We start from the raw sequence: 23,834 nt of genomic DNA on the forward strand, positions 1-23,834 counted from the left end.
ACGCTGGCGCGCCCTCCGCGCCGGTGCTAGGACCGCGATCATGCAGGTCTTTGACGCGATTTTCACCGACCGCGGGTCGAAATACGCCGTCTCCGGCGGCAAGGTCGGCAGCCGGGACGAGGCGGTGGAGTTCGTCAAGACGCTGTGCCGGACCCGAAAATTCGCCCGCGCCACCCATAACAGCTGGGGCGTGTTGCTGCCCGAGGGCCCGCTCAAGAATGACGACGGCGAATCCGGCGCGGGCATGGTGATCCTGCGGATGCTCGAACGCGAGGGGCTCGAGGGCGAGATCGTCGTGGTCACCCGCTGGTTCGGCGGCCGCAAGCTGGGCGGCGACCGGTTCCGCCGCGTGCAGGACGCGGTGCGCCACTACCTGGACAACCGGGGCTAGAGATCCTTGTGGGTGCCGTCGCAGAGCGGTGCGTTGCCGGTCTGCTTGCAACCGCAAAAGAACACCCGGCCATCCTTCTCGGCCACATATTTCACCGGTTCGAATCCCGTCTCCTTGTGGCTGCCGTCGCAGAATGGCTGCCGGGACGACCGGCCGCAGGCACACCAGAAATAACTCTTGCCCGCCGAAACCTCGACCGGATACGGGGCCTTCTGCGCGATTTGCGGTGCGTCGGACATCTGGATACCTCCCTGCTGGTGCCGTCCTGTCCATCGTGGCCGCCCGAACCGGTGCAGGCAAGCCTTGCGGGGGACAGGGCGCAGCGATAGTTTGGCCGCCACCACAATCCGAGGACCATACCTTGAGCCATCCCGTCGCGATCACCGGCACCGGTGTCTTCACCCCTGAGCATGTCGTCACCAATGCCGAACTGGTCGAGGCCTTCAACGCCTATGTCGACCGGATGAACGCCGAGAACGCCGAGGCCATCGCCGCCGGCGAGATGGAACCGATGGTCTATTCCTCCGAGGAATTCATCGTCAAGGCGAGCGGGATCAGGAACCGCTATGTGATGGACAAGTCCGGCGTTCTGGATCCGCAGGTGATGTATCCCCAGCTGCGCCAGCGCGACGATGACGAACCGGGCATCATGACCGAAATGGCGCTGGATGCCTGCCGCAAGGCGCTGGCGCAGGCGGACCGCGACCCCGCAGACGTGGACGCCGTGATCTGTGCCGCGTCGAACCTCGAACGCGCCTATCCGGCGGTCGCGATCGAGATCCAGGCCGCGCTTGGCGCGGGCGGCTTCGCCTTTGACATGAACGTGGCCTGTTCCTCGGCCACTTTCGGCATCCAGGCCGCCGTGGACATGATCCGGGCCGGGTCGATCCGGTCGGCGCTGGTGGTCAATCCCGAGATCTGCTCGGGTCACCTGGAATGGCGCGACCGCGACTGCCATTTCATCTTCGGCGACGTGGCCACGGCGGTGCTGCTCGAACGCGCCGAGGATGCCAGCGGGCCATATTTCGAAGTGCTGTCGACCCGCTGCGCCACGCAGTTCTCGAACAATATCCGCAACAACAACGGCTTTCTGCGCCGGTCCCGCCCCGACGGGATGACGGATCGCCGCGACATGCAGTTCATGCAGAACGGCCGCAAGGTGTTCAAGGAAGTGCTGCCGATGGTCAGCCGCCACATTGCCGATCACATGACCGGCGAAGGCGTGGCCGACACCGATCTGAAACGGCTGTGGCTGCACCAAGCCAACAAGACGATGAACGATTTCATCGGCCGCAAGGTGCTGGGGCGCGATCCCGAACCGGGCGAGCAACCCAATATCCTGCAGGATTATGCCAACACCTCGTCCGCCGGGTCGATCATCGCGTTTTCGAAACATTCCGACGATCTCGAAGACGGCGACCTGGGCCTGATCTGCTCCTTCGGCGCCGGCTACTCGGTCGGTTCGGTGCTGGTGCGCCGCCGGAACTGAGACCGGGCGGCGATGGCGGGCCGGGTCAGACGCATTCCTCTTCGAGGTGCAGTTTCATGTCGATCAGCACCTGTTGCAGCAGCACGGTTTCCTTGAGCAGCCGCTTGGCCTCGTTGATGGTGATGATCCCGTCCTCGATCGCCTGCTGATATTCGGTCATCAGCATCGCGAACCGCTGGCTGAGCGCGATCACATCCGCGTTCACCCCGCCGTCGCGTTCGGCATTGGGGGACCGGTCATCCCATGACAACGTGATGTTCTTCAGGTCCGCCAGCGCGCTGGTCACATGCGGGAATGTCGCCACCGCCTCGAGCCGCGCCGCGGCGTCGATGGGCATGAACCGGTCGGCATGTTCGTCATTGTCCGAGTAATACCGCCCCAGCGTCGCCTTGGATTTGCCGGTGATCTGGCAGGCAGCTTCGATCCCGACGTCCTTGACCAATGCCTCCGTGTGTTTCTTCAGGTAGGTCCCGACATCGGCCATGATACTTGTCCTGTTCTACTGCCCGCGCCCCGGTTTCGGGGAAAGTCACGGCTCTTTTCCCGCTGATTTTAACCAGTTTTGCGCCCATATCAATGATATCGATTAATCGACCGAGGTTCGGTAACGAGTGGCCGGATTGTTTTCTCCCGGTACGGAATAGGGCCAGCCGTGGCCGCACGGCCACAAACCGGCCCTCCGGCGTCATCGCCGCGGTGTCACGACCGTCCAACCCCCAGGAGCCATTCGCTCCGGACTGTGGCATCCGCGGCGGTGGCGTTATTGGCGCATCAGCTTGCCCATCGCGGCGCCAGACCCTAGACCCGGGCCATGGCCAAGCTGTTCTTCAACTACTCCACGATGAATGCCGGCAAGACGACCGTTCTGTTGCAGGCATCGCACAATTACCGCGAAAACGGGATGCAGACCTACCTGCTGACCGCCGCCATCGACGGGCGGGCCGGCCGGGGCCGGATCGCGTCGCGCATCGGCATCGACGCCGAGGCGGACATCTTCGCGCCCGGCGACGACCTGTTCGCGCGCATCTCCCGGCGGCTGGATCAGGGGCCGGTCGCCTGCGTGTTCGTGGACGAAGCGCAGTTTCTCGAACCCGGCCAGGTCTGGCAACTGGCGCGGGTGGTGGACGATCTGAACCTGCCGGTACTGGCCTACGGGCTGCGGGTCGATTTCCGCGGCGAGCTGTTTCCGGGCTCTGCCGCGCTGCTGGCGCTGGCGGACGAGATGCGCGAGGTGCGCACGATCTGCAAATGCGGACGCAAGGCCACGATGGTGATTCGACAGGACGAGGCCGGCAACATCATCACCTCGGGCGCCCAGGTGCAGATCGGCGGCAACGAAACCTATGTTTCGCTCTGCCGCCGGCACTGGCGCGAAGCAACCGGCGACCGGCCCGCCGCCAGCGCCTGACAGCCCCCGCTAGACCGGGTTCGGCAGCGGCCCCCCCGCCGCAAAGGCCGCCAGATTGTCCAGCGCCATCATGCCCATCCCGGTGCGCACCTCTTCGGCCGCGGTGCCCAGATGCGGCAGCAGGGTTGCGTTTTCCATCGCGATCAGCGCCGCCGGAACCCGCGGTTCGAATTCGTAGACATCGAGCCCCGCCCCGGCGATCCCGCCGGTCTGCAACGCCGCGATCAGCGCGGCCTCGTCCACCACGTCACCGCGCGAGATATTCACCAGAATGGCAGCGGGGCGCATGGCCGCGAGCACGGCACGATCCACCAGGTGGTGGGTCTCGGCCCCGCCCGGCACCGCCACCACCAGCACGTCGACAGCGGCGGCCAGCGCTTCGGCGTCCGCGGCACGGATGGCCGGAAAATCCAGATCCTTGTCGCTGCGGGCGACATACCGCACCGCCATGCCGAACCCGAAATGGCAGCGCCGCGCGATCGCCCGGCCGATCCGCCCCATGCCGAGAATGCCCACCGTCTTGCCGGTCAGGTGCAAGCCCAGCATCTGCGTCGGGTGCCAGCCCGCCCAGCGGCCCGCGCGCACCAGCCGTTCGCCCTCGCCCGCGCGCCGGGCGGTCATCAGCATCAGGGTCATGGCGATATCGGCGGTGGCATCGGTCACCGCGCCGGGCGTGTTGGTCACCGCCACCCCGGCCGCCCGCGCCGCGGCCACGTCGATATGGTTGTAGCCGACCCCGAAATTCGCGAGCAGCCCGCAGCGGGGTTGCGGCACGTCGGCGAACACCGCGGCCGTGAACCCGTCCCCCAGCGTCGGCATCACCGCGTCGAAATCCCGCAACGCGCGGCGCAGCTCGTCCGGGCCCAGCGGTGAGGTTTCGGCGCGGATCTCGACATCGAATTCCGCCCGCGCCCGCGCCGCGACCGCCGCCGTCATCGGCCGGGTGATCCAGATCCGCGTCAATGCAGCCTCCCGCCCAGCGGCACGTTCGCCGGCACCGCGCCATCCGGGCCGATCAGCACGATCTCGCCGCCGTCGTCGGGAAGCCCCAGCACCAGCACCTCGGACATGAACCGCCCGATCTGGCGCGGCGGGAAATTCACCACCGCCAGCACCTGTTTGCCGATCAGGTCGTCAGGCGCGTAATGCGCCGTGATCTGGGCCGAGGATTTCTTTTTGCCCAGTTCCGCGCCGAAATCTATCCACAGCTTGATCGCGGGCTTGCGCGCCTCGGGATAGGGCTCGGCGCGGACCACCTCGCCCACCCGGATATCGACCTTGAGAAAATCATCGAACCCGATCTCAGCCACGGGACAGTTCCTCGCTGCGCCGCGTCGCCGCCGCCACCGCGCGGTTCAGCAGGGACGGGAACCCGGTTTTGTCGTCCATCAGCACCTCGAGCGCGGCCTGCGTGGTGCCGTTGGGGCTGGTGACATTGACCCGCAGCCGCGCGGGATCCTCGTCCGCCGCCTCGGCCAGCGCCCCGGCCCCGGCCACGGTCGCCTTGGCTAGCCGCATCGCCAGGTCCGGGTCCAGCCCCTGCGCCGCGCCCGCCGCCGCCAGCGTTTCGATCAGGTGGAACACATAGGCCGGGCCGGACCCGCTGACGCCGGTGACCGCATCCATCTGGCTTTCGCTGTCCAGCCGCACGGTTTGCCCGACCGCCGACAGCAACGTCTCGGCCAGGTCCATGTCGGCGGCATCCGCGCACGCATTGCCGATCAGCGCGGTGATGCCGCGCCCGATGGCGGCCGGCGTGTTGGGCATGGCGCGAATCACCGGGGTGTCAGCGCCCAGCACCTGTTCGAACGTGGCGATGGTGGTGCCCGCCGCGACCGAAACGAACAGCGTGTCGCCTGACCCCAGCGCCCGGATCGCGGGCAACGCCGCCCCCATCATCTGCGGCTTCACCGCCACCAGGACGATGGCGGGCCGGGCAGGCAGGTCCGCATTCAGGTGCACGCCCTGCGCGCGCAGCCAGTCCGACGGCGCCGGGTCGATCACCCAGACCGACGCGGCGGGCAACCCGCCCTCCAGCCAGCCGGCCAGCATCGCCGAGCCCATCTTGCCGCATCCCAACAGCACCAGCCCGCGATCGGCGACCCGCGACATGTCCATGATTGCCCCTCCCCCTGTCGGTTCAGGGCAAGGGTTTACGCGCGCCCGTAAGCCTCTGCAATGGCGACCTGCATCGCCTCTTTCGGGCTCCGGCCGCCCCACACCATCAGCTGGATCGCCGGGTAGTAGCGTTCCGCCCCGCCCACGGCGGCGGCGATCATCCGGTCGATCTGATCGGGACCGGCCACCTGCCCGCCCGACAGCGCGAGCCCGTAGCGCCAGACCATCAGCTTCTGGTCCTTCCAATAGGTGAAGGCACCGGTCCAGCACTGGTCGTTGATCAGGTTGATCAGTTCATAGACCCGCGGGAGCTGATCCTCCGGCGGGTCCAGTTCGAACGTGCAGACAAGGCGCAGGGTTTCGTCATAGCCCGACCATGCCAGCGTCAGGGAATAGGTCCGCCACTGGCCTTCGACCGCCATCGCGATCTGGTCCTCGCCCAGCCGGTCGAAATCCCAGTCGTGGTTCTCGGCCAGATGTTCGACGATGTCGATGGGGTGAATGTCGTCTTCCAGGTACTGCTCGGAAAGTGCCATGATGCCACCTCGCTTGTTTCAGCTTTAGCGCATCGGGATGGCAGCTCCCCAAGCGCTAGCTGCCTGCTCAACAGGCCGGGGCGATCCCCCGGTCCCATACCAGATATGGTGCGCCGCGAGGCTTATGTCTGGCAACCCCCTATTTTGGGGGGAGCCTCAATAAATTGTGTATAAGTAGAAAACCGCGCCGAAATATCGGCGCGGTTCGGGAAAATCGCGGAGTTTTTGCCCTGAATACGGGCAGGTGCCGTCCGGCGTTCAACCTGACTTTTTCAACGCCTCTTCCAGCGCGGCGACACGGGCTGCCAGCGCGTCGTTTTCCTCGCGCGCCTTGACCGCCATGGCCCGCACGGCGTCGAATTCATCGCGGGTGACGAGATCGCGATCGGCCAGCCAGCGGTCGATCATCGATTTCATCGCGGTTTCCGCCTCGTCCCGCGCGCCCTGCGCCACGCCCATCGCGTTGGTCATCAGCTGCGAGATGTCGTCGAAGATCTTGTTGCGGGTCTGCATGTGTTTCTCCCGTGTCGCGTCGTTCTCTATATGGGCGGCGGCGGCGCGGTCGGCAAGGTGGGTTTTGGCCGGTCGGTTTTGGCCGGTTGACTTTGAATGGCCCGCAAGGGCAAGAGCCGCGCATGCAGGCTGCCATCCGTTTCCCCGATCTGTCGCCCGAACTGTTCTCGATCAGCCTGTTCGGGATGGACTTCGCGCTGCGCTGGTATGCGCTGGCCTATATCGTCGGCATCCTGATCGGCTGGCGGCTGGCGGTGGCGGCGCTGCGGCGCCCGTCCCTGTGGCCGGCCGATACCCCGCCGATGACGGCGGCGCAGATCGAGGACCTGCTGACCTGGATCATCCTCGGCGTGATCCTCGGCGGGCGGCTGGGTTTCGTGCTGTTCTATCAACCCGCCTACTACCTGGCGCACCCGGCCGAGATCCTGATGGTCTGGCAGGGCGGCATGAGCTTTCACGGCGGGCTGCTGGGCGTGGTCCTGGCGGCCTGGATCCATGCGCGGCGGCACGGCATCGCCGCCCTGACCCTGGCCGATCTGGTCACCCATGCGGTGCCGCCCGGCCTGCTGCTGGGGCGGCTGGCCAATTTCGTCAATGCCGAGCTCTGGGGCCGCCCGACGACCCTGCCCTGGGGGGTGATCTTTCCCGGCCCCGAGGCGCAGGCCTGCGGCAACATGGCCGCCGAGATGACCGCCGGCCTGTGCGCCCGGCATCCCTCGCAGCTCTACGAGGCGGCGCTCGAAGGCCTGCTGCTGGGCATCGTCCTGCTGGTCATGGTCTGGCGGCGCGGGGCGCTGAAACGGCCCGGCCTCGTCAGCGGCACCTTCTTCGCCGGCTACGGGCTGGCCCGGTTCATGGTCGAGTTCGCGCGCCAGCCGGACGCGCAATTCGTTACGCCTGACAACCCGTTAGGGCTCGCTTTTCATGTGAATGGATGGGGTCTGACCATGGGCCAGTGCCTGTCCCTGCCGATGATCGCCCTGGGCCTGTGGCTGATCCTGCGGGCGCGCGGGACCCGGACATGACGCTGCGCGACCTGATCGCCGCGCGGATCAGCGAAACCGGTCCGATCACCGTTGCCGACTACATGGCCGACTGCCTGCTGCATCCCGAACACGGCTATTACGCCACCCGCGACCCGCTGGGGGCGGCGGGCGATTTCACCACCGCGCCCGAGATCAGCCAGATCTTCGGCGAGCTGCTGGGGCTGGCGCTGGCGCAGGCATGGCTGGACCAGGGCCGCCCGGCGCCGTTCGTGCTGGCCGAACCCGGCCCGGGGCGCGGCACGCTGATGGCCGACATCCTGCGGGCCACCCGCGCGGTTCCGGGCTTTGCCGAGGCGGCACAGGTGACGCTGATCGAGGCCTCGCCGACCCTGCGCAAAATTCAGGCCGAGCGGCTGTCAAACCACACCCCGCGCTGGCTCGACCGGCTGGACCAGCTGCCCGACCTGCCCCTGTTCCTCGTTGCCAACGAATTCTTCGATGCGCTGCCGATTCGCCAGTTCCTGCGCGATGGCGGCGGCTGGCGTGAAAAACGGATCGCGCTGGATGGCGGGCGGCTGGTCTTCGGCCTCACCGACCCGGCGCCGCAGCCCGGCCTGGCGCACCGGCTGGCCGATACCGGCGACGGCGACATGGTCGAGATCTGCCCCGCGGCCGCCCCCATGGCCGGCGAGATCGCCGCACGAATCGCCGGGCATGGCGGCGCGGCTCTGATCGTCGATTACGGCGGCTGGCGCTCGCGCGGCGACACGTTGCAGGCGCTTTGTGCGCACCGGTTCACCGATCCGCTGGATGCGCCGGGCAGCGCCGATCTGACCGCGCATGTCGATTTCGAACCGCTGGCCGCGGCGGCAATCGCATCAGCCTGCGCCGCCAGCCCGCTGATATCGCAGGGTGTTTTCCTCGAACGGCTCGGCATCACCGCGCGTGCGCAGGCGCTGGCAGAGGGGCTTGCCGGCGCGGCGCTGGACGATCTCGTCGCCGCGCATCGGCGGTTGACGCATCCCGACGAAATGGGAAACCTGTTCAAGGTGCTGGGCCTCTATCCGAACGGGGCCGCGCCGCTGCCCGGATTGGAACCGATGCCCGCACCATGACGCTTGAGATCCTCACCTCCGAAAGTCTCGCGCCGATCCGCCACGGGTTCTTCACCCGGCGCGGCGGCGCCTCGTCCGGCGTCTTTGCCGGGTTGAACTGTGGCCCCGGATCGTCGGACCAGCGCGAGGCGGTCGCGTTGAACCGCAGCCGCGTTGCCGACGCGATGGAGGTCGCGCCCGACGCGCTGGTCTCGGTCCATCAGGTCCATTCCGCCGATGTGGTGACCGTGACCGGGCCGCTGGCCGATCCCCCCCGCGCCGATGCGCTGGTGACCGACCGGCCGGGGCTGGCGCTGGCCGTGCTGACCGCCGATTGCCAGCCGGTCCTGTTCGCCGACGCGCAGGCCGGTGTCGTCGGCTCCGCCCATGCCGGGTGGCGCGGCGCGCTGGACGGGGTGCTCGACGCCACGCTGGACGCGATGGAGGCCCTCGGCGCCAGCCGCACCACGACCACGGCGGTGATCGGTCCCGCGATCAGCCAGCGCGCCTACGAGGTCGGCCCCGAGTTTCTCGACGACTTCTTGGCCGAGGATGCGGATAACAGCCGGTTCTTTGCCAACGGCACTGGCGACCGGCTGCTGTTCGACCTGCCCGGCTATGGCCTGCACCGCCTGCGCCGCGCCGGGATCGGGCGGGCCGAATGGACGCGGCACTGCACCTATGGCGACGCGGACCGGTTCTATTCCTACCGCCGCACCACCCATGCGGGCGAGGCCGATTACGGGCGGTTGATCTCGGTCATACGGCTCTGAGCGGATCGCCGCGGCCCCGCCCATTCCCCTTGCCCTCGGTTTCCGTCTGGTGCATCACGAGCGGGCTTCGGCCAGCGGGCCGGGCTGGCTCGGATGAAGGATGACAGGCATGGCCGACGGCGCAATGGACATCAACGCGAAACCCACCGAAGATATCCACGTCCGCGACGTGTTCGGCATCGACAGCGATATGGTGGTGCGTGGCTTTGCCGACCGCTCGGAGCGGGTTCCCGATCTCGACCCGACCTACAAGTTCGACCCCGACACCACGCTGGCGATCCTGGCCGGTTTCACCCACAACCGCCGGGTGATGATCCAGGGCTACCACGGCACCGGCAAGTCGACCCATATCGAACAGGTCGCCGCGCGGCTGAACTGGCCCACCGTGCGCGTCAACCTCGACAGCCATATCAGCCGCATCGACCTGATCGGCAAGGATGCGATCAAGCTGCGCGACGGCAAGCAGGTGACCGAGTTTCACGAAGGCATCCTGCCCTGGGCGCTGCGCAACCCGACCGCGATCGTGTTCGACGAATACGATGCCGGCCGCGCCGACGTGATGTTCGTGATCCAGCGGGTGCTGGAACATGACGGCAAGCTGACGCTGATGGACCAGAACGAGATCATCACGCCGCATCCCTATTTCCGCCTGTTCGCCACCGCCAACACGGTTGGCCTGGGCGATACCACCGGGCTGTATCACGGCACCCAGCAGATCAACCAGGCCCAGATGGACCGCTGGTCGCTGGTGGCGACGCTGAACTATCTGTCCCATGACGCGGAAACGATGATCGTTCTGTCCAAGGCGCCGCATTACAACACCGAGAAGGGCCGCAAGACCGTGGCCCAGATGGTGACCGTGGCGGACCTGACCCGCACCGCCTTCATGAATGGCGACCTGTCCACGGTGATGAGCCCGCGCACGGTGATCAACTGGGCGCAGAATGCCGAGATCTTCCGCAACCTGGGCTACGCGTTCCGGCTGTCGTTCCTGAACAAATGCGACGAGCTGGAGCGCCAGACCGTGGCCGAGTTCTATCAGCGCTGTTTCGACGAGGAACTGCCGGAAAGCGCGGCCAGCGCGAGCCTGGGGTGATGAGTGAGACGTGGTCAACTGCTGACTACGCTCTGATAGTCAGTCTTGGGTCTGCTACGATTTCACTATTTTCGCTTGGCTGGAACGTCTGGTCGAAATTCATCTATCCTAAACCTCCGGTGCGAATGAGCATTGGCACGAGCATGGCATTAGGCGGCCAAGGAAAGACCGTTAATCACCTTGAAATTCAAAATCTTGGCTTTGTGCCAGTCAGGATCACCCAAGTGTTCGGCGAAATCGAACAACGAGACCGGAACGGCAAGAAGCAAATATGCATACCTCGTTTCTATACCAATTGGCCTATAGACAGTGTTGGCATGGCAATCGGAACGGGGGGGCCTATGTTGCTGGAGGCTGGTTCGGCGAAAAACCTTTACTTGGTAGAATCTCCCGAGGACTTTAGGTCCGTTACTCGATTTGCGGCTAAGGATGGATTTGGGCGCACTCACTATGTGCCCAAACAAAAGATGACACCTTTCCGCAAATACTACCGGTTGAAGCAATGAAGAAGCCGAACGACAACCCCGCCGACCCGTTCAAGAAGGCGCTGGCCGAGGCCACCAAGGTGATGGCCGACGATCCCGATCTGAGTGTCAGCTATTCGGTCGATCCGTCGGGGCTCTCGGGCGAGGCGATGCGGCTGCCGCAGGTCAGCCGCCGGATGACCCGCGAAGAGGTGCTGCTGGCCCGTGGCACCGCCGATGCGCTGGCGCTGCGGCACAAGTATCACGACGATGCCGTCCACGCCCGCTATGCCCCGCCGGGCGACATGGCGCGCGACCTCTACGAGGCGATGGAAACCGCCCGCTGCGAGGCGATGGGCGCGCGCGACATGCCCGGCACCGCCGGGAACATCGACGCCAAGATCGCCGCCGACGCCACCCGGCGCGGCTATGACCGGATCACGCGGGCGGGCGACGCGCCGCTGCCCGTGGCCGCCGGCTACATGATCCGCCACCTCGCCACCGGCCGCGCCATGCCCGGCGGCGCCGGCAACGTGCTGGAGCTGTGGCGCGGCTTCATTGAGGAACAGGCCGGCGGCACGCTGGAACAGGTCGCCGAGAACCTCTCGGACCAGGCCGCCTTCGCCCGCTTTGCCCGGCAGGTGATCACCGATCTGGGCTATGGCGACCAGCTGGGCGACGATCCCGACCAGGACGACGACGCCGAGGACCAGGGCGAGGACGACGCCGAGGAACAGCCCGATCCCGACAGCACCGGGCAGGAAGATCCCGAGGATGCCGACGCCGAGCCTGAGCAGAGCCAGGACGACAGCCAGGACCAGGCGCAGGCCCAGGTCTCGATGGAGGACCAGGCCGACCAGGACATGGTCGAGGATACCGAGATGCCCGATGGCGAGGCACCGCTCGAGCCTCCGCCGCCGCCGCCGGTCTCGGAGGCCGATCCCGACTACAAGGTGTTCCTGACCGATCACGACGAAGAGGTCGCCGCCGAGGATCTCGCCGAACCGGCCGAGCTGGAACGGCTGCGCGCCTATCTCGACCAGCAGCTGGAGCCGTTGAAGGGGGCGGTGTCGCGGCTGGCCAACAAGCTGCAACGGCGTTTGCAGGCCCAGCAGAACCGGTCATGGGAGTTTGACCGCGAGGAAGGCATCCTCGATGCCGGGCGGCTGGCCCGTGTGGTGGCCAACCCGACCACGCCGCTGAGCTTCAAGGTCGAGAAGGACACCGAGTTCCGCGACACGGTGGTCACGCTGCTGCTGGACAATTCCGGCTCGATGCGCGGGCGTCCGATCTCGATCGCCGCGATCTGCGCCGACGTTTTGGCCCGCACGCTGGAACGGTGCTCGGTCAAGGTCGAGATCCTCGGGTTCACCACCCGCGCCTGGAAGGGCGGGCAGGCGCGCGAGGCCTGGCTGAACGAAGGCCGCCCGCAGCAGCCGGGGCGGCTCAACGACCTGCGCCACATCGTCTACAAGGGGGCGGATGCGCCCTGGCGGCGGTCGCGGGACAATCTCGGCCTGATGATGAAGGAAGGTCTGCTCAAGGAAAACATCGACGGCGAGGCGCTGGAATGGGCCCATCGGCGGATGCTGATGCGGCGCGAACAACGCAAGATCCTGATGGTGATTTCCGACGGCGCGCCGGTCGACGATTCCACGCTCAGCGTGAACCCGGCGAACTATCTCGAGAAACACCTGCGCGACGTGATCGCCATGGTCGAGAAACGCAAGCTGGTGGAACTGCTGGCGATCGGCATCGGCCATGACGTGACCCGGTATTACGATCGGGCGGTGACCATCACCGATGTGGAACAGCTGGCCGGCGCGATGACCGAACAGTTGGCCGCGCTGTTCGATTCCGATCCGCGCGCGCGGGCGCGGGTGATGGGGATCAGGAAGGCCGGCTAGGCCGGCCTGCCTTCGGCGAGAGTTTATTTGGCAAGATGAAGGACGGGCCGGTGTTCCAGACATTCGAAGTGACCGCCCTGCCGGAACAGGGCCCGCCACGGCTGGCGGCGCTGCGTGCCGAGCTGGGGTCGGAGGGGCTGGACGGTTTCCTGGTGCCGCGTGCGGATGCGCATCAGGGCGAATATGTCGCGCCACGCGATGCGCGGCTGGCCTGGCTGACCGGGTTCACCGGGTCCGCCGGGTTCTGTGCCGCGCTGCGCCATATGGCGGGCGTGTTCGTGGACGGGCGCTATCGCACCCAGGTCAAGGCCCAGGTGGCGCGGGATTTCACCCCGGTGAACTGGCCGGAAACGGATCTCGCCGAATGGCTGGCCGGGCAGTTGCCGGATGGCGGCAGGGTCGGGTTCGATCCCTGGCTGCATACGGTGGCGCAGATCGACAAGGCCGCGGCCGGGCTCGCGGGCACCGGCATCGAACTGGTGCGCTGCGCCAACCTGGTGGACCGGATCTGGCCCGATCAGCCGGCGCCGCCATTGGCACCGGCGCGGGCGCATCCGCTGGAGTTTGCCGGCGAGGCGGCGGCGGAGAAATGCGCCCGGCTTGCCGCCGACCTGCGCGGGGCGGGGCATCGCGCCGCCGTTCTGAGCCAGCCGGATTCGATCATGTGGTTGCTGAACCTGCGCGGATCGGACATCGCGCATAACCCGGTGGCCCACGGCTTTGCCGTGCTGCATGACGACGGCACGGTGGCGCTGTTCATGGAGGCGGCCAAGCTCGACGGGCTGGACGGCCATCTCGGCGCGGCGGTAACCCGCCACGACCCGTCCGCCTTTCTCGCATTTCTCGGGACGCTGCCGGGGCCGGTGCGGATCGACCGGCAATCGGTGCCGCAGATCGTCGCAGACCGGCTGGGCGAAAGCGCCGCCTTCGGCGACGATCCCTGCGCCCTGCCCAAGGCGCGCAAGAACGGTGCCGAGATCGCCGGGGCGGCGGCGGCGCATCTGCGCGACGGGGCGGCGATGGTCGAACTGCTCGCCTGGCTCGACGCGCAGCCGCCGGGCAGCGTGAGCGAAACGCAGGTGGTCACGCGGCTGGAGGCCGAACGCCGCCGCGACAACGCGCTGCGCGATATCAGTTTTGAAACCATCGCGGGCACCGGGCCGAACGGCGCGGTGATCCATTACCGCGTGACCGAGACCACCGACAGCGTGCTGGAAGACGGCCATCTGCTGGTGCTGGACAGCGGCGGGCAGTATCTGGACGGGACCACCGACATCACCCGCACCATCGCCATCGGCACGCCGGGCGATGAGGAACGCGCCGCCTTTACCCGCGTGTTGCAGGGCATGATCGCGATGTCCCGGCTGCGCTGGCCCAACGGGCTGGCCGGGCGCGACATCGAAGCGGTGGGCCGGGTGCCGCTGTGGCTGGCCGGTCAGGATTTCAACCACGGGCTGGGTCACGGCGTCGGCGCCTATCTGAGCGTGCACGAGGGTCCGCAGCGGCTGAGCCGCCTGAGCCATGTGCCGCTGGAGCCCGGCATGATCCTGTCGAACGAGCCCGGGTATTATCGCGAAGGCGCCTTTGGCATCCGCATCGAGAACCTGCTGGTGGCGCAGGAGGCCCGGCCCCTGCCCGGCGGCGATGCCGAGCGCGCGATGATGGACTGGCGCACGCTGACCTTCGTCCCGATCGACCGCCGCCTGATCGTCGCCGACCTGCTGACGGCGGCCGAACGCGACTGGCTGAACGCCTATCACCGCGACGTCGCCGACCTGATCGGCCCGCGGGTGGGCAAACCCGCGCAAATCTGGTTGGATGCCGCCACGATGCCAATCTGAGCATCCGGGGGGCTGACGGTTTGAGGGGGGAGAGAAGCGGATGATGGCCGGCAATCACATCAGGATCAGGCGCGCGCCCGGGAAATGGGTGGTGCGCACGGGCGGCGCGGTACTGGGCGAAAGCGACGCGGCGCTGGAACTGAGCGAAGGCGACCGCCCCCCGGTGATCTATTTCCCGCGCGGCGACATCGCGATGGCGTTTCTCGACCGGTCCGACACGACCACCCATTGCCCGCAGAAGGGCGATGCAGGTTTTTTCACCATCGTCACGCGATCGGGCCGCATCGAGGACGCGGCCTGGAGCTATGACACCCCGCACGAGGCGGTGGACCGCATCGCCGGGCACCTGGCGTTTCGCACCGGCGACGCGGTCACGGTCGAACGGCTCTGACGGCGCCGCGCGTCAGGAATGTTCCTCGGCCGCGGTTTCGGCCAGCGCGCGGTTATACGCCTTCAGCACATCCACATGAAAGAGCGTGCCGCACCAGACCGGACCGCCTTCGGTGTCTTCGCGTATGACCGGCAGAAAGGCGATATCCTCGCGCTCGAACATCGGCAGCGCCGCCTCGAGCGTCGCGCCCGATGACACGCAGGTTCCGGCGGCGATCATCGCGGCGCAGGTCTCGGGGTCGGGCGACCGGGGATCGTCCAGCGGCCGCATCACCGACGAGGCGCGGAACAGGGCCAGCAGATAGGCCTGCGGCCCGGCCGCCACATGGGCCCCCTTGCGTTCGAGCTGGGTCAGGAAGAACGACCGGTCCACCAGCCGCGAGGCCAGCGCGGTCGACAGCGACACCGCCACCATCACCGCCAGGCCGGTCTGCCAGTCCCCGGTCAGTTCAAAGACGATCAGCGTGGTCGATATCGGCGCCCCCAGCACCGCCGCCGCCACCGCGCCCATGCCCGCAAAGGCATAGAGCGTCTGCGATCCCGACATGTCGGGCACCAGCCCCGTGGCGATCCAGCCAAAGGCCAGCCCGGTCAGCGCGCCGACCATCAGCGACGGTGAAAACACGCCCCCGCCCATCCGGCCCCCGAAGGTGATCGCCACCGCCACGGTCTTGAACACCGCGAACAGCACGGCCTGCCCCAGCAGCAGCTGCCCGGCCAGCGCGAGATAGGTGGTTTCATAGCCGACGCCGATGATATGCGGATACCAGATCGCCAGCCCTCCCAGCAGCGCCCCGGCCAGGGCCGGACGCAGCCAGCCCGGCAGGCCGATCCAGTCCTGCACGTAATTGCCCACGTCCTCGGCCAGGAAAATCGCTCGCATCAGGATCGCCGCGACCACGCCGCAGATCAGGCCGAGGATCAGGAAGGCGGGCAGTTCGACATAGAATTGCAGGGCGCCGGGCGATGTCAGCAGGAACTCGGGCAACGACCCGAAGGTCATCCGGGTGATCACGGTCCCGGCCACGGCGGCGATGACGATCGGCGCAAAGGCATGCACCGCGAAATGGCGCAGCACCACCTCGAGCGCGAACAACGCCCCGGCGATGGGCGCGTTGAAACTGGCCGACACGGCGGCGGCGACGGCACAGCCCAGCAGGTCGCGCCCGGTCACGCCATCGGCATTGATCCGGCGGCAGACCCAGGTCGAAACGACACCGGCCAGGTGCACCACCGGCCCTTCGCGCCCCGAGGACCCGCCCGAGCTCAGCGTGATCAGCGATGCCAGCGCCGAGGCCAGCCCGGCGCGGGTTTCCACCCGCCCGTTGTTCATCGCCGCGCCCTCGATCACGTCGGCGACCGCCCGCACCCGCCCGTCAGGCGTGAACCGGTGCAGGATCAGCCCCACCGCCAGCCCGCCGAGGATGGGCAGGGTCAGGATCAGGAACCAGGGCTGGTTCTCGACATGGGAATGCAGCCGGTAGGTGTCGGGGGTGCCGTAGAGCGTCGATTCCAGCCAGTCGATCCCGACCCGGAACCCCAGCGCCGCGAACCCCGCCGCGATGCCGATGATCAGCGCGATGAACCAGAACTGCACCTTGCCCGGCCCGCGATGCCGCAGCACCCGCCAGCCGTGGCCGCAGGCCTCGGAGGCTTGCCGCATCTGGTTGCCGAAGAATGTGCGCAGCGGGTCGGCCATCTCGCTCTCTTACTGGATGACCCGCCCTGCATACGCGCTGCCCCCCGGCGGGAAAAGGGATCGCGGGGCGATGGGTGCACGGGTGTGGCCTACGGGCCGTGTCAGCCCTCCAGCAGGGCGCGGGCGGCGGCGCGGGCCTCGTCGGTGATGCTGTCACCGGCCAGCATGCGGGCGATTTCGTCGACCCGTCCGGCATCGCCCAGCGCGGCCACCGTCGACACCGTGTCGCCGTTCTCGACCTGTTTGGCCACGCGCCAGTGATGCGCCGCGCGGGCCGCGACCTGCGGCGAATGGGTGACCACCAGGACCTGCCCGTCCGCCGCCAGCGCCGCCAGACGGCGGCCGACCGCATCCGCCGTGGCCCCGCCGACGCCGCGGTCGATCTCGTCAAAGATCATCGTCACCGACCCGCCCTGCCCGGCCAGGCAGACCTTCAGCGCCAGCAGGAACCGGCTGAGTTCGCCGCCCGAGGCGATCCGGTCCAGCGGCCCGGCGGGCGCACCGGGGTTGGTGGCCACGGTAAAGGCAACCGCGTCGCGCCCGTCCGGCCCCGGCTCGGCCGGCGCGATCAGGGTGCTGAACTGCGCCCGGTCCAGCTTCAGCGGCGCCAGTTCTGCCGCGACCGCCGTATCCAGCCCGCCGGCCGCGGTGGCCCGTGCCGCGCTCAGCGAACCGGCGGCCGCGTCATAGGCGGCTTGCGCCGCGTCCTCGGCGGCGGCCAGGTCGGCCAGCCCGGTCACCCCGGCATCGAGCGCCGACAGCCGGTCGCGCAGGGTATCGGCGAACCCGCCCAGCTCGTCGGGGGCGACATCATGCTTGCGCGCCAGCGCCCGGATCGCGAACAGCCGTTCCTCGGCGGTCTCCAGTTCGCCGGGATCGAACCGCATCGCGTCCAGCGCCCGGTCCACCCCGGACTGCGCCTCGCCCAGTTCGATCATCGCCCGGTTCAGCGCCGCCAGCGGGGCCTCCAGCGCCTCGTCCGCATCGGCGGTCACCCCGTCGAGCCAGCGCATCGCCTCGCTCATCGCGCCCTCGGCCCCATCGCCGCCCAGCAGCGCGGCGGCGCGGGCGACATCGTCACGGATCCGTTCGGCCGCCTGCATGGCGCGGCGGCGGCCGTCCAGCCCGGCATCCTCGCCCGGTTGCGGGTCGAGCCGGTCTAGCTCATCGACCGCATGACGCAGATACTCCTCCTCGGCCCGCAGCGCGTCGAGCCGGGACTGCGCCGCTTCGCGTGCGCGGGCCGCCTCGCGCTGCGCCGTCCAGGCCGCGCGGGTTTGCGCACGCGCGGGGTCGAGCCCGCCAAAGGCATCCAGCAGCGCCCGATGGCCGCGCGGGTTCAACAGGCCGCGATCGTCCTGCTGCCCGTGCAGTTCCACCAGCGTCTCCGACAGCGCCCGCAGCACATCCCCCGACACGCGGCGGTCATTGACAAAGGACGACCGCCGCCCATCGGCCGGTTTCACGCAGCGCAGGATCAGCTCATCCCCGCCGGGCAACCCGGCCTCGTCCAGTATCGCCCGCACCGGATGATCCGGCGCCAGCTCGAACAGCGCGACCACCTCGCCGCGCCCGGCGCCGCGCCGCACGATATCGGCGCGCCCCTTCCAGCCCAGGACGAAGCCCAGCGAATCGAGCAGGATCGACTTGCCGGCGCCGGTCTCGCCGGTCAGCACGTTCAGCCCCGGCCGGAACTCGAGGTCCAGCCGGTCGATCAGTAGCATGTCGCGAATTTCAAGCCTGCGCAGCATCCGCCTGCCCCGTAGGGTGGGGTTTCACCCCACCGCCTCCTAGAGCCATTCCCCCTTGAGCGACTGGCGGTAGATCTGGCTCAGCCAGTTGTTGCCGCGCGCCTTCAGTTTCAGCCCGCGCGAGGTCAGCAGCTTGTAGCTGTCCTGATACCAGTCCGTGGACTGGTAGTTATAGCCGAGAATGGCGCCCGCCGTCTGCGCTTCGTCATAGAGCCCGAGCGACATGTAGGCCTCGACCAGCCGGTGCAGCGCCTCGGCGGTGTGGGTGGTGGTCTGGAAATCCTCGACCACGACGCGGAACCGGTTGATGGCGGCGGTGAAATGGCCGCGCCGCAGGTAATAGCGCCCGATCTCCATTTCCTTGCCCGCAAGATGGTCATAGGCGAGATCGAATTTCAGGATCGCCGAATTGGCGTATTCGCTGTCGGGATAGACCTCGATCACCGTGCGCAGCGCCTGCAGCGCCTGGAAGGTCAGCCCCTGGTCGCGGCCGACCTCGTCGATCTGGTCGTAATAGCTCAGCGCCAGCAGATATTGCGCATAGGCGGCGTCTTCGTCGGTGGGGTAGAAATCGATATACCGCTGCGCGGCGGCGCGGCTGTTTTCATAGTCGGTGGCCTGGTGATAGGCAAAGGCCTGCATGATCAGCGACTGCTTGGCCCAGTCCGAATAGGGATAGAGCCGCTCGACCTCCGAGAAGTAATAGGCCGCCTCGTCGCTCTTGCCGCGGGCCAGTTCGTATTCGCCGCGCTCATAGATCTGGTCGGGGGTGAAGGTTTCGAGATTCAGTTCCCGCGTGACATTGGCGTTCTTGCCGGAACAGGCGGCAAGAAACACCGGCAGACTCGCGACCAGCAGCGCCGCGGCGATGCGGCCGAACCGGTTGATTATACCGCCCTTCATACTCGACTTACCCCGTAGATGCGCCGGGTCTGCACCCGGTTTGCGGCCCGGTCTAGCACATTCGTTTCCGGTGCAAAACGCTTTAACGACCGTGATGTGCGCCGTTGTCGCAAAGGCCGCGACACGCGAACGGCGCGGAGTGCCTCCGCGCCGTTCGGCTTGGGTATCATCGTCACCGCCGGTCAGGCAACCTGCGGGATCTCGGCCCAGGCCAGGCCGGCACCGGGCAGGCGGGCGGCGGTGGCCGCGTCGCACACGACCAGCCGCGCCGCGCCCGGCGTGTCGAACAGGGCCCGCAGCAGTGTGTTGGTCAGCGAATGACCGGCGCGTTCGCCCACATAGCGGCCCAGGATCGGCCCGCCGGCCATGGCCAGGTCGCCCAGCGCATCCAGCATCTTGTGGCGCACCGCTTCATCCGCGTGACGGAACCCGCCCGGCGACAGCACGTCGTCGCCATCGACCACCACAGCGTTGTCCAGAGAGCCGCCCAGTGCCAGCCCCTGGTCATGCATCGCGTCCACATCGGCCTTGCGGCAGAAGGTGCGGCTGTCGCACAGCTCGCGCGCAAAGGTGCCGTTGCACATGTTCAGCGATTTCGACTGCCGGCCGATCGCCGCGTCGTGAAAATCGATATGGAACTCGATCACGAAATCCTGCGACGGCAGCAGCGTCGCCCGGGCGCCGTCCTTTTCGACCGTGACCGGCTTGAGGATCTCGACCGCGACGACAGGCGCATCCAGACGCCGCAATCCCCGTTCCATGATGCCGCGCACGAAGGGCGCCGACGAGCCATCGAGGATCGGCACCTCGGGTCCGTCGATTTCGACCAGCGCGTTGTGAACGCCGCACCCGGCCAGCGCCGCCATGAGATGCTCGACCGTGGACACGGATACGCCCGCCTCGTTGATCAGCCGCGTGCAGAGCGGCGAGCGTTCGACGAAATCCCACTGCGCGGGGATCATCGCGTTGCCGATGCGGATATCGGTGCGGCGAAACCAGATCCCGTGACCGGCGGCGGCCGGACGCAGCACCAGCCTGGCAGGCGCGCCGCCATGCAGGCCGACACCTTCGAAGACAACCGGGGCTTTGAGCGTGTTCTGCACGGGGCAACCTCGCATGACGGGACCGGTCTGCTACCGGCTCGCCAACGAGGTAGTCGAGGTATCGCCCCCGCTCAACTCAATCTTTGCAACCAATTGAAACATCCCCGTAACAATCGGGCAAGACATCGCGCACAACCCCGTAACACACTGACCCAAAACAACAAACGGCCGCAGAATGCGGCCGTCTGGAACAGCAATTGTGACTGGCTCAGTTGGCCTGGCGGCGCAGGAAAGCCGGGATCTCGATACGGTCCTGATCCGCGTCGCCACGGACCTGATCGGGTGCCGTAGCGTCACCGCCGCGCATGGGCGGCTGTGCCCGTTCGGCCGGGGTATCGGCGGCGTGACCCGTCATCCGGTTGATCAGCGAATTGATCCCGAACCGCTGGCGATCCCCGTGCTGGGCCGCATCGACGGCATCGGCCTGACCCGCGCCGGCGGTGGCGGCCTGCTGCGGTTCATAGCCCGGCGGCACCTTGTTGACGGCCCGAAGCAGCCGCTCCCGAACGGCCGGGGAAACCCCCGAATGGCCGCCATCGGCGATGGCCGCCGGTTGCGGAACCGGTTCGGGGCGCGCCGTGCGCACCACATCGTCGCGGCCCGCGGTCATCGGATCGAACACGTCCGGGGCCGGGGCATCGGCCACCTTGTCGAACAGGCCCGGTTCGCTGGCGGCGGGCGCTGGGGTGGTCGCTGGGGCGGGCTCTGCCGCGACCTCGGCAACCGCTTCATGTGCGGCAGGAGCGACGGAAGCAGCATGGGCCGCGGGTTGCGCGGGGGCCGGGGCTGCGGCCGCCGGCTGCTGTTCCGGCTCCGATGCCGCGGTTTCGGTCGCCAGGGGTGCCCGGAGCGGGCGGCGCGGCACCGGGGTGTTCAGCAATTCCTCGCTGGCGTCGATGCCGGTGGCGACGACGCTGACGCGCATCGCGCCTTCCATCGCGGTGTCCAGGGTGCTGCCGACGATGATGTTGGCATCCGGGTCCACCTGTTCGCGAATGCAGTTCGCGGCCTCGTCCAGTTCGAACAGGGTCAGGTCGTGACCGCCGGTGATGTTGATGAGAACACCCTTGGCGCCCTTGAGGCTGATTTCGTCCAGCAGCGGGTTGGCGATCGCCTTTTCGGCGGCTTCCTTGGCGCGGTCTTCGCCGTTGGATTCGCCGGTGCCCATCATCGCCTTGCCCATCTCGTCCATCACCGCGCGCACGTCGGCAAAGTCGAGGTTGATCAGGCCCGGCCGCACCATCAGGTCGGTCACGCCCTTGACGCCCTGGTAGAGAACGTCATCGGCCATCGAGAAGGCTTCGGTAAAGGTGGTCTTTTCATTCGCCAGGCGGAACAGGTTCTGGTTCGGAATGATGATCAGCGTATCGACCACCTTTTGCAGGCTGTCGACCCCGTCCTCGGCCTGGCGCATCCGCTTGGCGCCCTCGAACTGGAACGGCTTGGTGACGACACCCACGGTCAGCACGCCCAGTTCGCGCGCGGCCTGCGCGATGATCGGCGCGGCGCCGGTGCCGGTGCCGCCGCCCATGCCGGCGGTGATGAAGCACATATGCGCCCCGGCCAGGTGGTCGATGATCTGTTCGATGCTTTCCTCGGCGGCGGCGGCACCGACACTGGCGCGGGCCCCGGCGCCCAGGCCCTCGGTCACCTTCACGCCCAGCTGCACCCGGCTCTCGGCCGCGCTCTGCGCCAGCGCCTGCGCGTCGGTATTGGCCACCACGAACTCGACCCCGTCGAGTTGCTTCTCGATCATGTTATTGACGGCGTTGCCCCCTGCCCCGCCGACACCGAACACGGTGATCCGCGGCTTGAGGTCCTGCTGTCCCGGTATGGAGAGGTTGAGTGTCATCTGTCTGGTCCGCCTGTTTTATGTGCTGCCGGCCCACCCGTTCGGCGGGCTGAATTCTTGTCCATTGCTCCAATCCTACTGTTACATTGCAGCAACGTCACCAAAAAAACGCAAAAACACCGCAAAATATGGGCAACTTTCTGCCGGAACCCGCGTGATTTCGACCCGGCAACGACATGTTGCGGTCACCAGTTGTTCTGGATCCATCGCACCGCCCGCCAGAAGGATCGCGCCGGGTATCTGTCCACCGGGATCTCGAAATCCCACCATTCGTCCTGCGGATAGGCGGCAAACAGCGCCAGGCCGACCGCGCCCGAGAATCCCGGCCCCGTCGCCGCCTGCGGCAGCCCGTGCACGCGCAGAGGACGCCCCAGCCGCACCCGTTGCCCGAGAATCCGCGCCGCCAGCCCGTCCAGGCCGGGGATCTGGCTGCCGCCACCGGTCAAAACGATCTGCTGGCTGGGCAGGGCCTCGAACCCGGCCGCATCCAGCCGCGCGCGCACCTCTTCGAGGATCTCCTCGACGCGCGGGCGCATGATGCCGATCAGCTCGGCCCGGCTGATCGAGCGGCGATCATGTTCCCAGTCGCCGGTGTCGCCGCCCAGGTCGATGCGGTCGCGGTCGTCCATGCCCGTCGCGTGCACGCCGCCATGGCGGGTCTTGATCTCTTCGGCCTTGACCAGCGGAATGCTCAGGCCCATCGAAATGTCGCCGGTGACATGATCGCCGCCCATGCGGACGCAATCGGAAAAGATCATGTGCTTCTTCATGAAGATCGACACGCCCGTCGATCCGCCGCCCATGTCGATGCAGGCCGCCCCCAGTTCCTGTTCGTCCTCGACCAGCGCCGCGATCCCCGAGACATAGGCCGACGAGGCGATGCCCGCCAGTTCGAGGTCGCAGCGGCGGATGCAGCGCGCCAGCGTCTGCACCACGCCCGCGTCCACGGTCAGCATGTGCATGTCGACCGACAGGCTCTGACCCAGCTGGCCGCGCGGGTCGCCCAGCCCCGACCGGTTGTCGAGCGCGAAATTCACCGGCTGGGCATGCAGGACCTCGCGCCCGTGGCCATAATCGGGCACGTCGCACGAGGCCAGCACCTGCGCCACCTCGGCTTCGCGGATCACCTGCCCGTCGAGATCGATCGACGCGTCCAGCCCGTAGGACCGCGGTTCGCCCCCCGAGAAACAGGCGATGACATGATCGACCCGCTGCTCGGCCATCTTCTGGGCGCCCTGCAACGCGGTGCGGATGGCGCTTTCGGTTTCGGCCATCGCCTCGATTTCGCCAAAGCGCACGCCGCGCGACCGGGTGGTCTTGGCCCCGATGACCCGGAACCCGGATTGCCCGGCCAGCGCCCCGATCGAGTTGTCGTCGCTTTGCGGGCGGGCGCCGTCAAAGCGCAGCACGAGGCAGGAAATCTTGGTTGTGCCGATATCGAGAATGGCGATGACGCCCCGCTGCATCGCGGCCCGGCGCATCTGCCGCATCGCCCGCTGGGTCTGGTAAAGCTCGGTCAT

The 23,834-nt window shown here is 67.6% G+C and carries 24 protein-coding genes; 11 read left to right on the forward strand and 13 right to left on the reverse strand.

From position 1 onward, the window contains the following. The first annotated feature begins 40 nt into the window (after positions 1 to 40). On the forward strand, positions 41 to 391 hold the full coding sequence (locus tag C6Y53_RS02635) for a YigZ family protein (protein WP_106471006.1): 351 nt from the start codon (positions 41 to 43) through the stop codon (positions 389 to 391). Here C6Y53_RS02635 and C6Y53_RS02640 read toward each other — a convergent pair. Next, positions 388 to 630 (reverse strand): CDGSH iron-sulfur domain-containing protein, encoded by a 243-nt coding sequence (locus C6Y53_RS02640; RefSeq protein ID WP_106471007.1) that lies wholly within the window; start codon positions 628 to 630, stop codon positions 388 to 390. The two genes, C6Y53_RS02635 and C6Y53_RS02640, sit on opposite strands and share 4 nt — an antisense overlap. A gap of 122 nt (positions 631 to 752) precedes the next feature. Here C6Y53_RS02640 and C6Y53_RS02645 point away from each other — a divergent pair, with 122 nt between their 5' ends. Continuing rightward, positions 753 to 1,880, forward strand: coding sequence for a beta-ketoacyl-ACP synthase III (locus C6Y53_RS02645; RefSeq protein WP_106471008.1), 1,128 nt, complete (start codon positions 753 to 755; stop codon positions 1,878 to 1,880). Between the two features lie 25 nt (positions 1,881 to 1,905). Here the strand turns inward: C6Y53_RS02645 and C6Y53_RS02650 are convergent, their stop codons facing one another. Beyond that, a complete protein-coding gene (locus C6Y53_RS02650) occupies positions 1,906 to 2,364 on the reverse strand; it encodes a hypothetical protein (protein WP_106471009.1) in 459 nt (152 codons plus the stop codon). A 327-nt stretch (positions 2,365 to 2,691) separates the two neighbouring features. On the opposite strand from C6Y53_RS02650, the gene C6Y53_RS02655 reads away from it, so the two are divergent. Continuing rightward, positions 2,692 to 3,288 (forward strand): thymidine kinase, encoded by a 597-nt coding sequence (locus tag C6Y53_RS02655; RefSeq protein ID WP_106471010.1) that lies wholly within the window; start codon positions 2,692 to 2,694, stop codon positions 3,286 to 3,288. A gap of 9 nt (positions 3,289 to 3,297) precedes the next feature. Here the strand turns inward: C6Y53_RS02655 and C6Y53_RS02660 are convergent, their stop codons facing one another. The 5 genes from C6Y53_RS02660 to C6Y53_RS02680 form a co-directional block, all read right to left on the reverse strand. Continuing rightward, positions 3,298 to 4,224 carry a 2-hydroxyacid dehydrogenase gene (locus tag C6Y53_RS02660; protein ID WP_106471011.1) on the reverse strand — a complete coding sequence of 309 codons (927 nt, stop codon included), beginning with the start codon at positions 4,222 to 4,224 and terminating at the stop codon, positions 3,298 to 3,300. A 23-nt stretch (positions 4,225 to 4,247) separates the two neighbouring features. Continuing rightward, the gene (locus C6Y53_RS02665; protein WP_106471012.1) at positions 4,248 to 4,598 is read right to left on the reverse strand and encodes a tRNA-binding protein; all 351 of its coding nucleotides are present in this window, start codon (positions 4,596 to 4,598) and stop codon (positions 4,248 to 4,250) included. Continuing rightward, positions 4,591 to 5,406, reverse strand: coding sequence for a pyrroline-5-carboxylate reductase (gene proC, locus C6Y53_RS02670; RefSeq protein WP_106471013.1), 816 nt, complete (start codon positions 5,404 to 5,406; stop codon positions 4,591 to 4,593). Before proC ends, C6Y53_RS02665 begins: the two co-directional genes overlap by 8 nt. 35 nt (positions 5,407 to 5,441) lie before the next feature. Next, entirely contained in the window at positions 5,442 to 5,942 is a 501-nt protein-coding gene (locus tag C6Y53_RS02675) for a type III secretion system chaperone family protein (protein WP_106471014.1), read from the reverse strand. 258 nt (positions 5,943 to 6,200) lie between these two features. Next, on the reverse strand, positions 6,201 to 6,455 hold the full coding sequence (locus C6Y53_RS02680) for an accessory factor UbiK family protein (protein ID WP_106471015.1): 255 nt from the start codon (positions 6,453 to 6,455) through the stop codon (positions 6,201 to 6,203). Between the two features lie 122 nt (positions 6,456 to 6,577). On the opposite strand from C6Y53_RS02680, the gene lgt reads away from it, so the two are divergent. The 8 genes from lgt to C6Y53_RS02720 all read left to right on the forward strand — a co-directional run bounded on the left by lgt (position 6,578) and on the right by C6Y53_RS02720 (position 15,007). Further along, positions 6,578 to 7,480 carry a prolipoprotein diacylglyceryl transferase gene (lgt, locus tag C6Y53_RS02685; protein ID WP_106471016.1) on the forward strand — a complete coding sequence of 301 codons (903 nt, stop codon included), beginning with the start codon at positions 6,578 to 6,580 and terminating at the stop codon, positions 7,478 to 7,480. Beyond that, complete coding sequence (locus C6Y53_RS02690) at positions 7,477 to 8,556, forward strand: class I SAM-dependent methyltransferase (RefSeq protein WP_106471017.1); 1,080 nt, start codon at positions 7,477 to 7,479, stop codon at positions 8,554 to 8,556. The genes lgt and C6Y53_RS02690 overlap by 4 nt, the downstream gene beginning before the upstream one ends. Continuing rightward, positions 8,553 to 9,308, forward strand: a complete 756-nt coding sequence (gene pgeF / locus C6Y53_RS02695) for a peptidoglycan editing factor PgeF (RefSeq protein WP_106471018.1) — start codon at positions 8,553 to 8,555, stop codon at positions 9,306 to 9,308. The genes C6Y53_RS02690 and pgeF overlap by 4 nt, the downstream gene beginning before the upstream one ends. Before the next feature lie 109 nt (positions 9,309 to 9,417). Beyond that, positions 9,418 to 10,404: a cobaltochelatase subunit CobS gene (gene cobS, locus C6Y53_RS02700; RefSeq protein ID WP_106471019.1), complete on the forward strand. Its 987-nt coding sequence runs from the start codon at positions 9,418 to 9,420 to the stop codon at positions 10,402 to 10,404. Then, positions 10,404 to 10,910, forward strand: a complete 507-nt coding sequence (locus C6Y53_RS02705; RefSeq protein WP_149615446.1) for a hypothetical protein — start codon at positions 10,404 to 10,406, stop codon at positions 10,908 to 10,910. Before cobS ends, C6Y53_RS02705 begins: the two co-directional genes overlap by 1 nt. Beyond that, complete coding sequence (cobT, locus tag C6Y53_RS02710; RefSeq protein WP_106471020.1) at positions 10,907 to 12,775, forward strand: cobaltochelatase subunit CobT; 1,869 nt, start codon at positions 10,907 to 10,909, stop codon at positions 12,773 to 12,775. Before C6Y53_RS02705 ends, cobT begins: the two co-directional genes overlap by 4 nt. Positions 12,776 to 12,825: 50 nt before the next feature. Further along, a complete protein-coding gene (locus tag C6Y53_RS02715) occupies positions 12,826 to 14,616 on the forward strand; it encodes an aminopeptidase P family protein (RefSeq protein ID WP_106473924.1) in 1,791 nt (596 codons plus the stop codon). 43 nt (positions 14,617 to 14,659) lie between these two features. Beyond that, a complete protein-coding gene (locus C6Y53_RS02720; RefSeq protein ID WP_106473925.1) occupies positions 14,660 to 15,007 on the forward strand; it encodes a DUF427 domain-containing protein in 348 nt (115 codons plus the stop codon). A gap of 12 nt (positions 15,008 to 15,019) precedes the next feature. Here the strand turns inward: C6Y53_RS02720 and C6Y53_RS02725 are convergent, their stop codons facing one another. The 6 genes from C6Y53_RS02725 to ftsA form a co-directional block, all read right to left on the reverse strand. Further along, on the reverse strand, positions 15,020 to 16,705 hold the full coding sequence (locus C6Y53_RS02725; RefSeq protein WP_106471021.1) for a chloride channel protein: 1,686 nt from the start codon (positions 16,703 to 16,705) through the stop codon (positions 15,020 to 15,022). A 101-nt stretch (positions 16,706 to 16,806) separates the two neighbouring features. Then, positions 16,807 to 18,456 carry a DNA repair protein RecN gene (recN, locus tag C6Y53_RS02730; protein ID WP_106471022.1) on the reverse strand — a complete coding sequence of 550 codons (1,650 nt, stop codon included), beginning with the start codon at positions 18,454 to 18,456 and terminating at the stop codon, positions 16,807 to 16,809. 39 nt (positions 18,457 to 18,495) lie between these two features. Next, positions 18,496 to 19,359, reverse strand: coding sequence for an outer membrane protein assembly factor BamD (locus C6Y53_RS02735; protein ID WP_106471023.1), 864 nt, complete (start codon positions 19,357 to 19,359; stop codon positions 18,496 to 18,498). Positions 19,360 to 19,541: 182 nt separating this feature from the next. After that, entirely contained in the window at positions 19,542 to 20,462 is a 921-nt protein-coding gene (lpxC, locus tag C6Y53_RS02740; protein ID WP_106471024.1) for a UDP-3-O-acyl-N-acetylglucosamine deacetylase, read from the reverse strand. Positions 20,463 to 20,670: 208 nt separating this feature from the next. Further along, positions 20,671 to 22,314: a cell division protein FtsZ gene (gene ftsZ / locus C6Y53_RS02745; protein WP_106471025.1), complete on the reverse strand. Its 1,644-nt coding sequence runs from the start codon at positions 22,312 to 22,314 to the stop codon at positions 20,671 to 20,673. A 185-nt stretch (positions 22,315 to 22,499) separates the two neighbouring features. After that, positions 22,500 to 23,834, reverse strand: coding sequence for a cell division protein FtsA (ftsA, locus tag C6Y53_RS02750; protein WP_106471026.1), 1,335 nt, complete (start codon positions 23,832 to 23,834; stop codon positions 22,500 to 22,502).

The sequence above is a fragment of the Pukyongiella litopenaei genome, from assembly GCF_003008555.2.
Lineage (GTDB): Bacteria > Pseudomonadota > Alphaproteobacteria > Rhodobacterales > Rhodobacteraceae > Pukyongiella > Pukyongiella litopenaei.

Bases quoted from the DNA above. Each gene is read 5' to 3' on its own strand.
- cobT (WP_106471020.1), top strand. From the start codon at position 10,907: ATGAAGAAGCCGAACGACAACCCCGCCGACCCGTTCAAGAAGGCGCTG.
- ftsZ (WP_106471025.1), bottom strand. From the start codon at position 22,314: ATGACACTCAACCTCTCCATACCGGGACAGCAGGACCTCAAGCCGCGG.
- C6Y53_RS02720 (WP_106473925.1), top strand. From the start codon at position 14,660: ATGGCCGGCAATCACATCAGGATCAGGCGCGCGCCCGGGAAATGGGTG.
- C6Y53_RS02675 (WP_106471014.1), bottom strand. From the start codon at position 5,942: ATGGCACTTTCCGAGCAGTACCTGGAAGACGACATTCACCCCATCGAC.
- C6Y53_RS02690 (WP_106471017.1), top strand. From the start codon at position 7,477: ATGACGCTGCGCGACCTGATCGCCGCGCGGATCAGCGAAACCGGTCCG.
- C6Y53_RS02635 (WP_106471006.1), top strand. From the start codon at position 41: ATGCAGGTCTTTGACGCGATTTTCACCGACCGCGGGTCGAAATACGCC.
- cobS (WP_106471019.1), top strand. From the start codon at position 9,418: ATGGCCGACGGCGCAATGGACATCAACGCGAAACCCACCGAAGATATC.
- C6Y53_RS02735 (WP_106471023.1), bottom strand. From the start codon at position 19,359: ATGAAGGGCGGTATAATCAACCGGTTCGGCCGCATCGCCGCGGCGCTG.
- ftsA (WP_106471026.1), bottom strand. From the start codon at position 23,834: ATGACCGAGCTTTACCAGACCCAGCGGGCGATGCGGCAGATGCGCCGG.
- lgt (WP_106471016.1), top strand. From the start codon at position 6,578: ATGCAGGCTGCCATCCGTTTCCCCGATCTGTCGCCCGAACTGTTCTCG.
- C6Y53_RS02660 (WP_106471011.1), bottom strand. From the start codon at position 4,224: ATGACGGCGGCGGTCGCGGCGCGGGCGCGGGCGGAATTCGATGTCGAG.
- proC (WP_106471013.1), bottom strand. From the start codon at position 5,406: ATGGACATGTCGCGGGTCGCCGATCGCGGGCTGGTGCTGTTGGGATGC.
- C6Y53_RS02705 (WP_149615446.1), top strand. From the start codon at position 10,404: ATGAGTGAGACGTGGTCAACTGCTGACTACGCTCTGATAGTCAGTCTT.
- C6Y53_RS02655 (WP_106471010.1), top strand. From the start codon at position 2,692: ATGGCCAAGCTGTTCTTCAACTACTCCACGATGAATGCCGGCAAGACG.
- C6Y53_RS02650 (WP_106471009.1), bottom strand. From the start codon at position 2,364: ATGGCCGATGTCGGGACCTACCTGAAGAAACACACGGAGGCATTGGTC.
- C6Y53_RS02640 (WP_106471007.1), bottom strand. From the start codon at position 630: ATGTCCGACGCACCGCAAATCGCGCAGAAGGCCCCGTATCCGGTCGAG.
- C6Y53_RS02725 (WP_106471021.1), bottom strand. From the start codon at position 16,705: ATGGCCGACCCGCTGCGCACATTCTTCGGCAACCAGATGCGGCAAGCC.
- C6Y53_RS02680 (WP_106471015.1), bottom strand. From the start codon at position 6,455: ATGCAGACCCGCAACAAGATCTTCGACGACATCTCGCAGCTGATGACC.
- pgeF (WP_106471018.1), top strand. From the start codon at position 8,553: ATGACGCTTGAGATCCTCACCTCCGAAAGTCTCGCGCCGATCCGCCAC.
- recN (WP_106471022.1), bottom strand. From the start codon at position 18,456: ATGCTGCGCAGGCTTGAAATTCGCGACATGCTACTGATCGACCGGCTG.